The following is a 14,450-nucleotide window of genomic DNA, read 5'->3' as shown; positions in this document are numbered from 1 at the left end:
TCAGACGGTACGGCTGACGCCGCCGGCCAGCACGGAGACGATGCCCACCAGGCGGGTGATCTTGTCCAGCTCGGCCCGGTGGAACGCGGGACCCTGGGACCGTGCCACCACCAGGTGGACGCCGTCCATCGGCACGCTCACCAGATGCAGCCCGCCCTCCTCGAAGGCCGAGGCGCGCAGCGGCGTGAGGTCGGCCGCGGGGACGGTCTCCGGCGCCTGCCAGCTTCCGTGGACGATCGTGCCGTCGGCCGAGTCGACCGCGACCGCCCACTCGGCGCTGACCAGGTCGGGCACCGCGTCGACGAGGGTGACGTACGCCCGGTCGGGGTCCGCGGCGACGTGGCCGAGCAGGTCGTAGTCGGGGGTCGCTCCGGGGACCTCCCGGGTCGGCCACACGGCCTCCACCCGCGTGCCGGGGACCACGCCGATCCTTTCACGCAGCTCGCCGGGTTCGAAGACGCCCGACCAGGAGACGGTGAAGTCGTCGACCGCGCGACCCGCCTGCCGCTCCAGCACGGTCACCTGCAGGATGTCCGCGCCCATCACGCCGAACGCGCGCGCCACCTGGCCCAGCACCCCTGGCCGGTCGGGGAGCGAGACCCGCAGCCGCAGCAGCATCCCCACCACCTCCTTCTCATGCGACACCAACAGTGTCGGACACACGTTTCGCGCCTGTTACGGCGGTGGGTCACGAAACTACTGCAATGTTTCTGGAACTTACCGCAAATTCTTGCATGCGCCTCGCCTCGGCGTGACCGGCCGCGAGGTGTGGAAACTGTCAGGTGTGGACGGATACCTGCTGCCGCGGCCCGCGGCCACCGGGGCGGACGCCGACCTGTCCAGGGCCACGGCCCAGTGGATCGCCCGGGACACGGTCGCGTGGAAGGGCGAGGCCGCCGAGGAGAACCACTACGCGCTGGCCTGCTCCCCCACGGGCGGCATCGCGTACGAGAAGGGCGACCTGACCGGGGACGCCCACCTGATCCGCCTGGCGCCCGGGCGGCTGAGCGACGCCCAGAAGGCCGCGTGGCCGCATCTGGCGTCTCCCGGCGCGGCGTACGGCGCGCTGAAGGTGGATCCGCGCGACGCCGGCCTCGTGCGCGACGCGCTGCGCGGCCAGGTCCTGGCGATCGAGCGCGGGCCCTCGGGCGCGCTGCTGACCGCCACCGGCGTGCAGATCCCCGGCGTGCTCGACGATCTGTACGCCGGGGCCGCGAAGGCTCCGCTCGGCCCCACCGGCCGCGGCGGGCTCGCGGTGTGGGCGCCGACCGCGCAGAAGGTCGAGCTGGCCCTCTACGACGGCCCGGCCACCGATCGCAGGACGGTCCACCGGATGCGCAGGGACGACGCGACGGGCGTGTGGTCGATCGACGGCCCGGCGTCGTGGCGGGGCAGGTACTACACCTACCTCGTCACCGTCTACGCCCCCGCCGCCGGGAAGATCGTGACCAACGAGGTGACCGACCCCTACAGCCTGTCGGTCTCGGCGGGCTCGGGGCGCAGCCAGATCGTCGACCTCGGCGACCGGTCGCTGCGGCCCGAGGGGTGGACGGGCCTGGAGAAGCCCCCGGCGGTGCGCCAGGACCGGGCGTCGATCTACGAGCTGCACGTGCGCGACTTCTCGGCCTCCGACGCCACCGTCCCGGCCGCCCGGCGCGGCACGTACAAGGCGTTCACCGAGACCGGCGGCGCCGGGATGACCGAGCTGCGGAGCCTGGCGAAGGACGGGCTGACCCACGTCCACCTGCTGCCGGTCTTCGACTTCGCCACCGTGCCCGACCGGAAGGCCGACCGCACCGAACCCCGCTGCGACCTCGCCGCGCTGCCGCCGGACTCCGACCGGCAGCAGGCGTGCGTGGCGGAGACGGCCGCGAAGGACTCGTACAACTGGGGCTACGACCCGCTGCACTACACCGTGCCCGAGGGGTCGTACGCGACCGACCCGGACCGCAGGATCAAGGAGTTCCGCGAGATGGTCGCGGGGCTCAACGGCGCGGGCCTGCGGGTGGTCATGGATGTCGTCTACAACCACACCCACGCCGCCGGGCAGGACCCCGCGAGCGTGCTCGACCGCGTCGTGCCCGGCTACTACCACCGGCTCATGGACGACGGCACGGTGGCCACGTCCACCTGCTGCGCGAACACCGCCCCCGAGCACGCGATGATGGGCCGGCTCGTCGTCGACTCGATCGTCACCTGGGCGAAGGAGTACAAGGTCGACGGCTTCCGGTTCGACCTGATGGGCCACCACCCGAAGGCGAACATCCTGGCCGTGCGCGAGGCACTCGACGCGCTCACGCCCGAGAGGGACGGCGTGGACGGCAAGTCGATCATCCTGTACGGCGAGGGCTGGAACTTCGGCGAGGTGGCCGGCGGCGCCCGATTCGAGCAGGCCACCCAGGCGAACATGGCCGGCACCGGGATCGGCACGTTCAGCGACCGGCTGCGCGACGCCGTGCGCGGCGGCACGCCGTTCGACGCGGACCCGGGCGTCCGGGGCTTCGGCTCCGGCCTGGCCGACTCCGCGCCAGCCGACTCCGCGCCGGCCGACTCCGCGCCGGCCGACCGGCTCGCGCACTACGAGGACCTCGTGAAGCTCGGGCTCGCGGGCAACCTGCGCGACTTCACGTTCACCGGATCGTCCGGCACGCCCGTCAGGGGCTCGGAGGTCGACCACAACGGCAGCCCGGCCGGGTACGCCGCCGAGCCCGCCGACACGGTGACCTACGTCGACGCCCACGACAACGAGACGCTGTTCGACGCGCTCGCCTACAAGCTGCCAAGGGACACCCCGATGGCCGACCGGGTCAGAATGCAGTCGCTCTCGCTGGCGACGGTCCTGCTCGGGCAGGGCACCGCGTTCGTCCACGCCGGCAGCGAGCGGCTGCGGTCGAAGTCGCTCGACCGCAACTCCTACGACTCGGGCGACTGGTTCAACCGCCTGCTGTGGGACTGCCACGAGGGTAACGGCTTCGGCGGCGGCCTGCCGCCCGCGAAGGACAACGAGGCACGCTGGCCGTACGCGCGGCCCCTGCTGGCCGACCCCGCGCTGAAGCCGGACTGCGCGGCGATCGGCGCGGCCCGGGCGAGGTTCGGCGAGTTGCTGCGGATCCGCTACTCCTCCCCCGCCTTCTCGCTCGGCTCCGCCGCGGAGATCGGCAGACGGGTCTCCTTCCCGCCGTCGGGCACTCCCGGCGTGATCGTCATGCGCATCGACGCCACCGGCGTCGATCCCGTGAACAAGGCGATCTACGTGGTGTTCAACGCCACCGGGAGGACCGCCGCCCCCGTCGTGCCCGCGCTGAAAGGCGCACGGGTCGCGCCGCACCCCGTGCAGGCGGAGTCGGACGACCCGGTGGTCCGGCAGGCGTCGGTGGATCCGGCGACCGGCACGGTGACCGTGCCCGCCCGCACGGCCGGGGTGTTCACCGAGACATCGTAGGGACGCCCGGAGGAGTGCGACCCGGCGCGGGCACCCGCGCCCGGTTGCACTCATTAAGAGAATTTGAGCATCTTTGGGGTGAGCTTTTCGCTGTCGCGAGTTTCCCTAAGGATGACCATAAGTAACCTCGGGTAATGCTCCTCCCCAGGCGCTCCCCGTCACTGCGAGCCCGGCTGGCCCTCCTCGCCACCGGGACTGCGGCGATCCTGCTGATCCCGCTCGCGATCGTGGTGCACGTGCTCGTACGCGACATGGTCGCGGACCGCATCTGGGACCGGAGCCTGGACACCGCTACTTCCGTCGCCGCGCAGATCCGCGACGGTCACCTCCCCAACCCCATTCCGACCGCCGGCAACGACATCGACCTGATCGAGGTGGCGGGACCGGACGGCCGGGTCGTCGCCGAGAGCCCGGCGGCCGAGGGCGTGCCCCGCCTGAGCCCGTTACGCCCGGCCTCCGACCGCGAGGTCACCCAGACGACGGCCTGCTCGCTCTCCGGGCGCGACTGCCTCTACGTCACGGTGCTGCGGGTCTCTCCGGGGCCCGGCTCCGATCTGGTCTACGCGGGCCGGGCGGCCCCCGCCATCCTCGACACCTCCGTCACGCTGCCCGCGCTGCTCCTGGCGGCCCTGCTGCTCACCGCGCTCGCGGGCTGGACCGCCTACAACGTGACGGGCCGCGCGCTGCGGCCGGTGGAGGCGATCCGGTCGGAGCTCGCCGAGATCACCGAGCGGAATCCCGGCGGCCGGGTGCCCGAGCCGCCCGGCGACGACGAGTTCTCCCGGCTCGCCCAGGCCGCCAACGACGCGCTGTCCCGGCTGGACACCTCTATCCAGCGGCAGCGGCAGTTCGCCGCCGACGCCTCGCACGAGCTGCTCACCCCCATCGCCGGCATCCGCGCCCAGTTGGAGAGCGCGCGCCTGCACCCCGAGGACACCTGTGAGGCGCTCTGCGCCGCGCTGCGCGACACCGAGCGTCTGGAGGCGATCGTCGCCGACCTGCTCCTGCTCGCGCGGATCCCGACCGCCCCCGCGACCGCCCGGGAGGAGGTCGACCTGTCCCAGCTGGTCGTCAGCGAGATCGCGCGGCGGCCGGAACAGCTGCCGACCCACCTCCACAACACCCCGGGCGTGACGGTCAGGGGTGTTCGCCGCCACCTCGTCCGGGTGGTGACGAACCTGCTCGACAACGCCGAGCGGCACGCGCTGACGGTGGTCTGCGTGCGGGTCACGCGCACCGAGGACACGGCCGTCCTGTGCGTGCGCAACGACGGCCGCCCGATCTCCGAGGCGGACCGCGAACGGATCTTCGAGCGGTTCTACCGCACCGACGCGGCGCGCAGCCGCGACCGGGGCGGCACGGGCCTCGGCCTGGCGATCGCCCGTGAGGTGGTGGAGGCGCACGGCGGCTCCATCCGGGTGGAGGACGTCACGGACGGCGAGCCCGGCGTGCGCTTCGTGATCACGCTGCCGCTGGCCCCGGACGCCGCGGACGATCCCGCTGAGAGACCCGCGGGCGATCCCGCGGGTGATCCCGCTGACGATCGCGCCGCCGACGGTCCCGCCGCCGGCAACGCCGCCCCGTGCGGCGACACCCAAAGTTAAGGACCGCGCCCCTGGTCGTTCAGCCCAGTAACCCCCAACGGGAGAACCTGCTGGCTAGTTTTCGGGACACCCCGGCCCCCTGGGGTTCCCGATGTCGCAGGTAGAGGAGTCACTCGTGCGAGTGCTGGCCGTCGTCCCCGCCCGTGGAGGGTCGGTGGGCGTCCCGCTGAAGAACCTCGAGAAGGTGGGCGGCGTCCCGCTCGTCGCCCGTGCGGTGGACGCCTGTCTGCGCGCCGAACTGGTGGACGACGTGGTCGTCAGCACCGACCACGAGCGCATCGCCGAAGTGGCGGAGGGCGCGGGCGCCCGGGTCGTGCGCCGGCCGGCCGAGCTCAGCGGCCCGGCCGCCTCCAGCGAGTCCGCCGTGCTGCACGCCCTGTCCGAGATCGCCGGCGAGGCGCCCGAGATCGTCGTGCTCGTCCAGTGCACCAGCGCGTTCCTCGATCCCCGCGACCTCGACGCCGCCGTCGCGAAGGTGCTGGACGGCGAGGCCGACTCGGTCTTCTCCGGCACCGAGACCTACGAGTTCGTCTGGACCGGCGCCGGCCACGGGGTGAACCACGACCCGGCCGTGCGCCCGCGCCGCCAGGACCGCGAGCCCGACTTCCGCGAGACCGGCGCGTTCTACGTGATGCGTACGGAGGGCCTGCGCGAGCGGGGCCACCGCTTCTTCGGCAGGGTCGCGGTCCAGCCGGTGCCCGCCCGGCACGCGGTCGAGATCGACACCCCGGAGGACCTGGAGATCGCCAGGGCGCTCGCGCCGTTCGTGGACGAGCCGCTGCCGATCGACGTGGACGCCGTCGTCACCGACTTCGACGGCGTGCACACGGACGACCGCGCGTTCGTCGACTCCGACGGCAGGGAGATGGTCGCGGTCAGCCGTTCCGACGGCATGGGGATCGCGCTGCTGCGCCGGGCCGGTGTGAAGGTGCTCGTGCTGTCCACCGAGCGCAACCCGGTCGTCGCCGCCCGCGCCGCCAAGCTCGGCGTGCCCGTGGTGCAGGGTCTCGGCGCCAAGGACGTCGCGCTGCGCGAGTGGCTGGCCGCCGAGGGCCTTGCTGCCGAGCGGGTGGCGTACGTGGGCAACGACGTCAACGACCTGTCCTGCATGGCGATCGTCGGCTGGCCGGTCGCGGTGCCCGACGCCCACCCCCGGGTGCGCGCCGCCGCCCGCGTCGTGCTGTCGGCCCCCGGGGGCGCCGGAGCCGTGCGCGAGCTGTCCGACCGGGTGCTCGCGGCCCGCCCCGCCGCCTCGGTGGAGACCGCCCCCGCCGCCGCGCCCGTCACCGGGTCCCGCCACCTCGGGCAGCCGCGGCCGGTGCGGATCGGCCGGTCGCTGGTCGGCCCCGGACAGCCCGTGTACGTGATCGGCGAGATCGGCATCAACCACAACGGCGACGTCGACATCGCCCGCAAGCTGATCGACGTGGCGGCCGACGCCGGCTGCCAGGCCGTCAAGTTCCAGAAGCGGACCCCGGAGATCTGTGTGCCGCTCGAGCAGCGCGACCAGATCCGGCAGACGCCGTGGGGCGAGATGACCTACATGGAGTACAAGATCCGCACCGAGTTCGGCGCGGACGAGTACGCCCACATCGCCAAATACTGCGATGAGCGCGGCATCGACTGGTTCGCCTCGCCCTGGGACGTGCCGTCGGTGGACTTCCTCGAGGACATGGACGTCGTCGCGCACAAGGTCGCCTCGGCCTCGGTGACCGACCACGAACTGCTGCGCGCGCTGGCCGCCACCCGCAAGCCGGTCATCCTGTCCACCGGCATGTCCACGATCGAGGAGATCGACGCGGCGGTGGAGATCCTCGGCACCGAGCGCCTGGTGATGATGCACGCCACCTCCACCTACCCGCTCCCGCCGGAGGAGGCCAACCTCCGCATGATCACCACGCTCCAGCAGCGGTACGGCGTGCCGGTCGGCTACTCGGGGCACGAGCGCGGGCTGCAGATCTCGCTCGCCGCCGTGACCCTGGGCGCGGTGACCGTCGAGCGGCACATCACGCTCGACCGGGCGATGTGGGGCTCCGACCACGCCGCCTCGCTGGAGCCCACCGGCCTGGACCACCTGGTCCGCGACATCCGCATCATCGAGACCGCGCTCGGCGACGGCGTGAAGCGCGTCTACCCGGGTGAGGAGGCCCCGCGGGCCCGCCTGCGCCGCGTCACCGCATGATCACTCTGTCCGTGGTCGTGCCGGTCCGGGACGGCGAGGCGTACCTCGGCGACGCCCTCGCGTCGCTGGTGCGCAACCGGACGCGCGAGTTCGAGACCGAGGTCGTCGTCGTGGACGACGGGTCCACGGACGCGACCGCGGAGGTCGTCGAGGAGTTCCGGCGCGATCTGCCGGGGCTCACCGTCGTCCGCAACCCGGTGCCGCTGGGACTGGCCGGCGCCCGCAACGCCGGCCTGAAGCTGGCCGCCGGCCGCTACGTCACCTTCCTCGACGCCGACGACTGGCTCGCGCCCGGCTACCTGCCCCGCCTCGTCGCCGCCATCGACGGGCTCGGGTGCGACTTCGTGCGCGTGGACCACGTCCAGGTCGAGGGCCGCAGACGGGAGACGCACCGGGCGCCGCAGCCCCGCCGCGGCGTCGTGCTGGACCCGCGCGACGGCATCCTGCCGGCCGATTTCAAGACGATGGTCGACTACCCCTACGCCTGGGCGGGGATCTACCGGCGGGAGCTGGACGACCTGCTGGTCTTCCCCGCCGGGCTGCACACCGCCGAGGACCGCCCGTGGATCTGGCGGCTGCACCGCCTGGCCCGGTCGTACGCCGTGGTCTCCCTCGCCGGGGTGTTCTACCGGCGGGGGCTCGCGGCCTCGCTCACGCAGATCGGCGACGAGCGGCAGCTCCACTTCTTCGACGCCTACGCGATGATCCTGGACGAGGTCGAGCCCCGCTACCTGCCGAAGGCGGCCCGCAACCTGTGCGCGCTGCTCGCCCACCACGTGGAGCTGGCCGGCCGGTTCACCCCGGCCGTACGCGCCCGGTTCGACGAGCGGGCGCGTACGGCGCTCGCCCGGCTGCCCCACGAGGCGCTGACCGAGGCGATCGGCGGGCTGGAGCCCGAGCGGGCCGCTCTGCTCGGCCCCTACCTACCGGGCCCTCACCTGACAGGAGGGCCGCGTGCCTGACTCCACGCTGTTCTACGCCTCCACGCTGTTCGGCGCGATGACGCTCGCCGCGGCGATCGACGAGGGGCGGTTCCGCGACGGCGGCCGGGTCCTCCTCGTGTCGAACAACACGGCGATCCCGGAGGTCACCCCGGCGCTGGACGAGGCGCCGGGGTTCGCCGCGCTGCGCGACCGGTTCGACCGCGTCCTGTCCTGGAACGAGATCATCGCGCCGCTGCACCCGTCGGACTGGAAGCCCCGCTCGATCGAGACGCCGATGCTCGGCCGTCTGCTGCGCGACCTGATCGGCGATCCGGACGAGCTGGTCCTGGAGTCGATCGCGGTGTCCCCGTCGCGCACGCTCGCGGGCCTGGTCAAGGACTGCCCGATCACCGTCTACTCCGACGGCCTGATGAGCTACGGGCCGACCCGCGACCCGCTCCCCCAGGAGATCGCCGGGCGGATCACCCGGCTGCTCCACCTCGACCTCGTCCCGGGCCTGGCGCCCCTGCTCCTCGCCGAGCACGGCGTGCCGGCCGAGGCCCTGACGGACGCGTCGTTCGCGAGCGTGGCGGGCCGGGTCGCGGAGGCGGCCGAGGCGGCGCCCCGCGCCGAGGCGGTGGTCCTCGGCCAGTATCTGTCCGCGCTGGGCCTGATCACGGATGCCGAGGAGGCGGCGCTGCACGAGCGCATGCTGCGCGGCGTCGCGGCGCGCGGCCATCGAACCGTGCTGTTCAAGCCGCACCCCGCCGCCGGGCGGCGGCACGCCCGCGAGCTGCGCCAGGTCGCCGCGGAGCTCGGCGTCGACCTCCTCGTGGCCCCCGAGACGACGCCCGCCGAGGCGTGCTTCGCCACGCACCGCCCCGAGCTGGTCGCCGGGTGCTTCTCCACCGCGCTGGTGACCGCGCGGCGGCTGTTCGGCCTGCCGGTCGCGACCACCGGCACCGATCTCGTGCTCGAACGGCTCACGCCGTACGAGAACAGCAACCGGATCCCGGCGACGATCGTGGACGCCACGCTGCCCCGGCTGGAGGCCGGCGGCACGGTCACCGAGCCGCCCGCCGCCGACCTCACCGCCCTCGTCGCCGCCGTGGGCTACTGCATGCAGAGCACGGCCCACCCCGGCCTGCGCGACACCGCGGCGGCCTACGTGAGCGCCCACGGACCGGCGCGCTACTTCAAGAAGCGCAGGCTGGAGTCGCTCGGCCTGATCGATCCTCCGCCTCCGCCCGCCCCGCCCGCGCCGCCGGCCTCACGCCTGCGCCGCCTGCTCGCCCGCTGACCCCGCCGCGCCCGCCGCCCCTGCCGCCCCTGCCGCCCCTGGGCGGTCGTGGGGGGTGCGGATGAGGAGGATCGCGTGCGCCTCCTCGCCGCCGAGGGCCGCGTAGACGTGGGGAACGTCCGCGGCCCACGACACGTGCTCCCCCGGGCCCGCGGTCAGCGGCGCGGCGGCGGGGCCCGTCCTGATCGTCCCCCCGACGACCGAGAGGTGCTCGGTGACCCCGGGCGGATGCGCGGGCGAGACCTGCTCGACCCCGGCGAGTATCCGCAGGCGGAACATCTCGTAGGTCGCGCCCGGGTCCCTGAACACCTCCAGCAGGGTGGACAGGACGGCCGTGCCCCGCACCGGCGAGGCGGCGCCGGCCGGGGCGCCGGGGTCCAGCGTCAGCGCGCTCATCGGGACCGACAACGCGGCCGCGATCGCGTACATCGTCTCCAGCGTGGGGTTGCGCGTTCCGTGCTCGAGCCCGGACACGGTGGCCTTGCCGACGCCGGCCCTGCGGGCGAGCTCCGACAGCGACAGCCCGCGTGCCTCCCGGAGCCCGCGCAGCCGCCGCCCGATGGCCGGGTCGATCCGGCTTGTCCCATCTGTACCCACCTGGCTATGGTGTCACCTGAAATCGTTCCGTAAACGGAACGGTCGTATTTTCGGGGAGGGGCGGTGCGGATCCTGCAGCCGGTGCTCACCGGCCTGGTCAGCGCGGTCGTCGGCTACGCCAGCGCGTTCTCGGTCGTCCTCGCGGGCCTGCGCGCGGTCGGGGCCGACTCCCGGCAGGCGGCCTCCGGCCTGCTCGCGCTGTGCGCCGGCATCGCGATCGCCGTCGCCGTCCTCTCCGTCCGCTATCGGATGCCCATCGCGATCGCGTGGTCCACTCCGGGCGCCGCGCTGCTCGTCGCGACCGGCCACGTGGCCGGCGGCTACCCGGCGGCGGTCGGGGCCTTCGCCGTGTGCGGCATCCTGACCGTGCTCGCCGGGGTCGTCCCGTGGCTGGCCCGCGGCGTCGCCGCGATCCCCGGCCCGATCGCGGCGGCCATGCTCGCCGGCGTTCTGGTCCCGCTGTGCACCGCCCCGCTCCACGCGATGGCCGAGGTCCCGCTGCTGGCGGGGCCGGTCACGCTGACCTGGGCCGTGCTGATGCGGTACGCCCGCCAGTGGGCGATCGCCGGGGCGCTGGTCGCGGCCGTGGCCGGCCTCGCGATCGGCGGCGCCACGTTCCCGGCCGCGTCCCTGCGCCCCGACCCGGTGTTCACGATGCCCGCCGTGAACCTGCCGGCCCTCGTCGGCATCGCACTGCCGCTGTTCCTGGTGACCATGGCGGGGCAGAACGTGCCCGGGGCGGCCGTCCTCGCGACCTACGGCTACTCCGTGCCGCTGCGCGGCGCACTGGTGACGACGGGGCTCGTCAGCACGGCCGCCGCGCCGTTCGGCGGGCACGCCGTGAATCTCGCCGCCATCACCGCCGCCCTGACCGCCGGGCCCGACGCCCACCCCGACCCGGCCCGGCGCTGGATCGCCACCCTGGCCCTCGGCGCCGGTCAGCTCGCGCTGGGGCTAGGCGCCGCCTTCGCCACCGCGCTCGTCGTGGCCTCACCGCCGGTCCTGGTCACCGCCGTGGCCGGGCTCGCGCTCCTCCCGGCCCTCGCCTCCTCGCTCGCCTCCGCCTTCACCGGGCCGGACCTGCGCGAGGCGGCGGCGGTCACCTTCGTCGTCACCGCCTCGGCGGCCTCCGTCGCGGGCATCGGATCGGCCTTCTGGGGGCTGATCGCCGGATCGCTCGCGCTCCTGCTCACCCGGCGCCGCACGGCGTCGCGACCACCCGAGCCACAGGCGCCGTCGGCCGAACCGGCACCGCGCGAGCGAACCGAGCCGGCCCGCTCGACATAGGTGACGGTTCGACATCGGACGGGTCCGTCTGGTCGGCCGTATCCGTCCGGCCGTCAAGGAGCGCTGTTCCGGGCTCGGGGTATCGCGGTCGCCAGAAGGCGCTTGTCCGCTTTGCCGTTCGGCGTCAGCGGCACCTCGCCGAGGACGGTGATGGTCGCGGGAACGCACTCGACGCCGAGCCGCTCGCCGACCAGCCTGCGCAGCGAGTCACGGTCGGGGGTCCGGTCCGCCACCGGTACGACGAACGCGTGCACCGCCTCGCCGGTGTCCTCGTCCGGGGCGCCGACCACGTACGCCTCCGCGATGTCGGGGGAGGTGGCCAGGACCCGCTCGATCGGGCCGGTGTAGTGGAGGTTGGCGTTGACGATGACGACGTCCCGTGTCCGCCCCGCCAGGTACAGCCGTCCGTCCTCGTCGAAGTGGCCCAGGTCGCGGGTGCGCACCCACCCGTCGACGAACACCTCGGCGGTCTCCGCCGGGTCGGCCCAGTAGCCGACGGCCTGAGCGGGGGTGCGGACGTACAGCTCGCCGTCGGCGCCGGGCGGGACCGGCAGGCCGTCCGCGTCCCGGATCTCGACGTCGACGACGTCGGGCGGGAACCCGACCGACGGGGGGACGTCCTGCGGCGTGGCCATGGAGATCGTGCCGGTCTCGGTCTGCCCATAGCCGTGGAACACGACCGGGCCGAGCACGTCGGACGCCTCGCGGAGCCGGGACGCCTCCAGCGGCGACCCGGACACCATGAGCGCCCGGAGGCTGCTCAGGTCGGCCGGGGCGGTGCGCTGGGCGGCGACGAGCCTGTACAGGCGGGGCACGGTGATGACGCTGGCGGTCGCCCGATACCTGGTGATCGCCTCGGGGAACGCGGGCGGGTCGGCGACGACCATGGTCCCGCCCGCGGCGAGCGTGAGCACGCCGTACTCCATCATCACCTGGCTGCTCAGCGACCCGAACACCAGATAGCGCCGCAGCCGGGAGGCCAGTTCGCGGATCGCGGGCGGCCACGCCGCCGGGCGGGCCGTCCACGCCGCGTCCATGGCGGCGTAGGTCTGTGCGCAGGCCTTGGGGGTGCCGGTGCTGCCGCTGGTGTAGACGAGCCGGGCGACGTCCTCCGGCCGGCCGGACAGGCGCAGCGGACCGTCCTCGCCGGGCGCGGCCAGCAGTTCGGAGACGGTCAGCGTGCGCCGCGCGTGCTCCGGAGCGGTGGCCGCGTCGGTCACGACCGCGGCGATGTCCTGGTGGAGCACGTGGCGCATCTGGTCGTGGGGCAGCCCGGGCCGCACCCCGACGGCCCGGGCTCCCACGACGTAGGCGGCGATCGTCGCGGCGAACGCCTCCGGGGTGACGCCGAGCACCATGGCGAGGCCGTCTCCGGGCCCGACGGCCGCCGCGCGCAGCCCGGCCGCGATCCGCCGGATGAGGCCGAGCATCCGCGCGCCGGTGACGACACGGGCGCCGTGCTCGAAGACGGGCTTGTCCCCGGCCACGGCCAGGAGGTCCAGAACAGCGCGCGGGTACGGCTCAGCCGGCGTCGGCAAGGCACTCCTTGACGAAGACGGCCAGCGGCTGCTGGTGCACCTGCGGCAGGTTCCACTGGTTCTCCAGGTTCTCCGCGAGGTGGTGGACGCCGGCCGGCGCGCCGTCCCGGTAGTGCCGCACCACCGGGTGCAGGTAGCTCGCGTCATGGGCGTTGACCGCGTCGTTCTCGACGACCCTCGGCACCGAGATGTCGAAGGGGTCGACGGCGTCGTGGTGCAGGCCGTACTCCAGGGTGACGACGAACGTGTGCGGGGGACGGCCGAGGCCGCCGTCCGCCACGTACGCCACCGGGACCTCCTCCTGGTACAGCGCGGTGGCTCCGGCCACGCCGACGACGTCGCCGAGCACGCCGAACTGCTGCCACAGCGCCGACGAGCGGTTGACCCGGGCGATGATCGCGTCGGCGATCGCGTCGGGCGTGGGCTCGACCCGCTCGGCCGGCCAGGCCTCGCCGTGGTAACGGGTGGTCAGGATCCGGTAGAGCGCGCGCACCCCGTACCGGAAACCGTGGATGAACCCGCTGGTGGCCTTCTTGAAGTCGCGTTGCTGGGTGAGCGTGCCGGCGAAGTACAGATCAGGCACGGTGACGGACTCGTACGCCGGCGTCTGCTCGGGGAAACGATCGTCGATGACCAGCTTGGGCCGGCAACCGTCGTCGAAGATCGAGGCGTCGAACCGGAAGCCGGTGCACACGATGACCCGGTCGTAGAAAAGCTCGCGCAGCGCCTCCACGGTGCGGGCATAGCGGAACATCACCCGGTAGCCGCCGTCGGCGCGGCGTTCGATGCTCTCCACCGTGCCGTCGAGCACCGAGTTCTGGGACTTCAGCTGGTAGCTGTCGAGAAAGTTGTTGTTCACCGCCCGCAGGTGCCCGACGTAATGCGACTGCCAGGCCATCCTGACGGAGTGCGGCCCGGCGACGTGGATGACCGCGGCCTGTTCCATGAGCGCGTCGGCGGTCTCGAACCCCGAGTTGCCCTTGCCGATCACGAGGACCCGCTGGTCGGCGAAGGACCGCGGGTCGGTCTCGAACGTGTCGTAGCGTTCGGCGTGCTCGATGCCCGGGATCGGCGGGACGTGGAGCTGGGAGACTCCGGTGGCCACGACCAGCCGCCGCCCCCGCCACGAGCGTCCGCCGCGGTCGGTGGCGGTGAACCCGTCGTCGTCCCGGCCGATCCGGACGACGTCGACGTCGTAGTGCGCCCGGACGCCGGTCGCCGCCGCGTAGTCGGACAGGTAACGCACGAAATCGTCGGCCTGCGGGAAGTACTTCTCGCTGTAGCGGGTGAACAGCAGGTCGGGATCGTCGCTCAGCAACGAGTTCCAGTCCATCCGCAGCCGCAGCTCCGGGTCGTCGTACCCGGTGTGCACCTTGTTGATGGAGATCAACTGGCGGTGCCGCGGGAACCGGGTGAAGAAGGTGCCCGGGCCGGCTCCGCGCTCCAGGACGACGTAGTCGTGACCGCCGTGTTCGAGCTCTGCGGCGAGCTGCAGCCCGGCCGGTCCGGCCCCGATGATCAGGTAGTCATGCGCCATGAGCCGGAAGCTACGGACGAATTCTCATAGGATTCTGAGA

At 73.4% G+C, this 14,450-nt stretch carries 10 protein-coding genes; 6 read left to right on the top strand and 4 right to left on the bottom strand.

What is annotated here, in order from left to right:
- On the bottom strand, positions 1-645 hold the full coding sequence (locus ACIBK1_RS14355) for an ACT domain-containing protein (RefSeq protein ID WP_231513804.1): 645 nt from the start codon (positions 643-645) through the stop codon (positions 1-3).
- A 139-nt stretch (positions 646-784) separates the two neighbouring features.
- On the opposite strand from ACIBK1_RS14355, the gene pulA reads away from it, so the two are divergent.
- The 5 genes from pulA to ACIBK1_RS14330 all read left to right on the top strand — a co-directional run bounded on the left by pulA (position 785) and on the right by ACIBK1_RS14330 (position 9,451).
- Positions 785-3,442 (top strand): pullulanase-type alpha-1,6-glucosidase, encoded by a 2,658-nt coding sequence (pulA, locus tag ACIBK1_RS14350; RefSeq protein ID WP_396734977.1) that lies wholly within the window; start codon positions 785-787, stop codon positions 3,440-3,442.
- A gap of 134 nt (positions 3,443-3,576) precedes the next feature.
- The gene (locus tag ACIBK1_RS14345) at positions 3,577-5,046 is read left to right on the top strand and encodes a sensor histidine kinase (RefSeq protein WP_396734974.1); all 1,470 of its coding nucleotides are present in this window, start codon (positions 3,577-3,579) and stop codon (positions 5,044-5,046) included.
- A gap of 115 nt (positions 5,047-5,161) precedes the next feature.
- Complete coding sequence (locus ACIBK1_RS14340) at positions 5,162-7,228, top strand: N-acetylneuraminate synthase family protein (protein WP_396734971.1); 2,067 nt, start codon at positions 5,162-5,164, stop codon at positions 7,226-7,228.
- Positions 7,225-8,190 carry a glycosyltransferase family 2 protein gene (locus ACIBK1_RS14335; RefSeq protein ID WP_396734968.1) on the top strand — a complete coding sequence of 322 codons (966 nt, stop codon included), beginning with the start codon at positions 7,225-7,227 and terminating at the stop codon, positions 8,188-8,190. Before ACIBK1_RS14340 ends, ACIBK1_RS14335 begins: the two co-directional genes overlap by 4 nt.
- Positions 8,183-9,451: a polysialyltransferase family glycosyltransferase gene (locus ACIBK1_RS14330; RefSeq protein ID WP_396734966.1), complete on the top strand. Its 1,269-nt coding sequence runs from the start codon at positions 8,183-8,185 to the stop codon at positions 9,449-9,451. The genes ACIBK1_RS14335 and ACIBK1_RS14330 overlap by 8 nt, the downstream gene beginning before the upstream one ends.
- Here the strand turns inward: ACIBK1_RS14330 and ACIBK1_RS14325 are convergent.
- Complete coding sequence (locus tag ACIBK1_RS14325) at positions 9,422-10,048, bottom strand: helix-turn-helix domain-containing protein (RefSeq protein WP_396734963.1); 627 nt, start codon at positions 10,046-10,048, stop codon at positions 9,422-9,424. The genes ACIBK1_RS14330 and ACIBK1_RS14325 overlap by 30 nt on opposite strands.
- A 63-nt stretch (positions 10,049-10,111) precedes the next feature.
- Here ACIBK1_RS14325 and ACIBK1_RS14320 point away from each other — a divergent pair, with 63 nt between their 5' ends.
- Positions 10,112-11,335, top strand: a complete 1,224-nt coding sequence (locus tag ACIBK1_RS14320; protein ID WP_396734960.1) for a benzoate/H(+) symporter BenE family transporter — start codon at positions 10,112-10,114, stop codon at positions 11,333-11,335.
- A 53-nt stretch (positions 11,336-11,388) separates the two neighbouring features.
- On the opposite strand, the gene ACIBK1_RS14315 is transcribed toward ACIBK1_RS14320, so the two are convergent.
- Together ACIBK1_RS14315 and ACIBK1_RS14310 are read right to left on the bottom strand one after the other, a co-directional pair.
- Positions 11,389-12,873 (bottom strand): class I adenylate-forming enzyme family protein, encoded by a 1,485-nt coding sequence (locus ACIBK1_RS14315; protein WP_396734957.1) that lies wholly within the window; start codon positions 12,871-12,873, stop codon positions 11,389-11,391.
- Positions 12,857-14,410, bottom strand: coding sequence for an NAD(P)-binding domain-containing protein (locus ACIBK1_RS14310; RefSeq protein WP_396734954.1), 1,554 nt, complete (start codon positions 14,408-14,410; stop codon positions 12,857-12,859). Before ACIBK1_RS14310 ends, ACIBK1_RS14315 begins: the two co-directional genes overlap by 17 nt.
- Between the last annotated feature and the right edge of the window lie 40 nt (positions 14,411-14,450).

This window comes from Microbispora rosea, assembly GCF_044460045.1.
Taxonomy (GTDB): Bacteria; Actinomycetota; Actinomycetes; order Streptosporangiales; family Streptosporangiaceae; genus Microbispora; species Microbispora rosea.
Note: the sequence above shows the minus strand (reverse complement) of the source record. Positions and strands in the feature narration are given on the sequence as shown.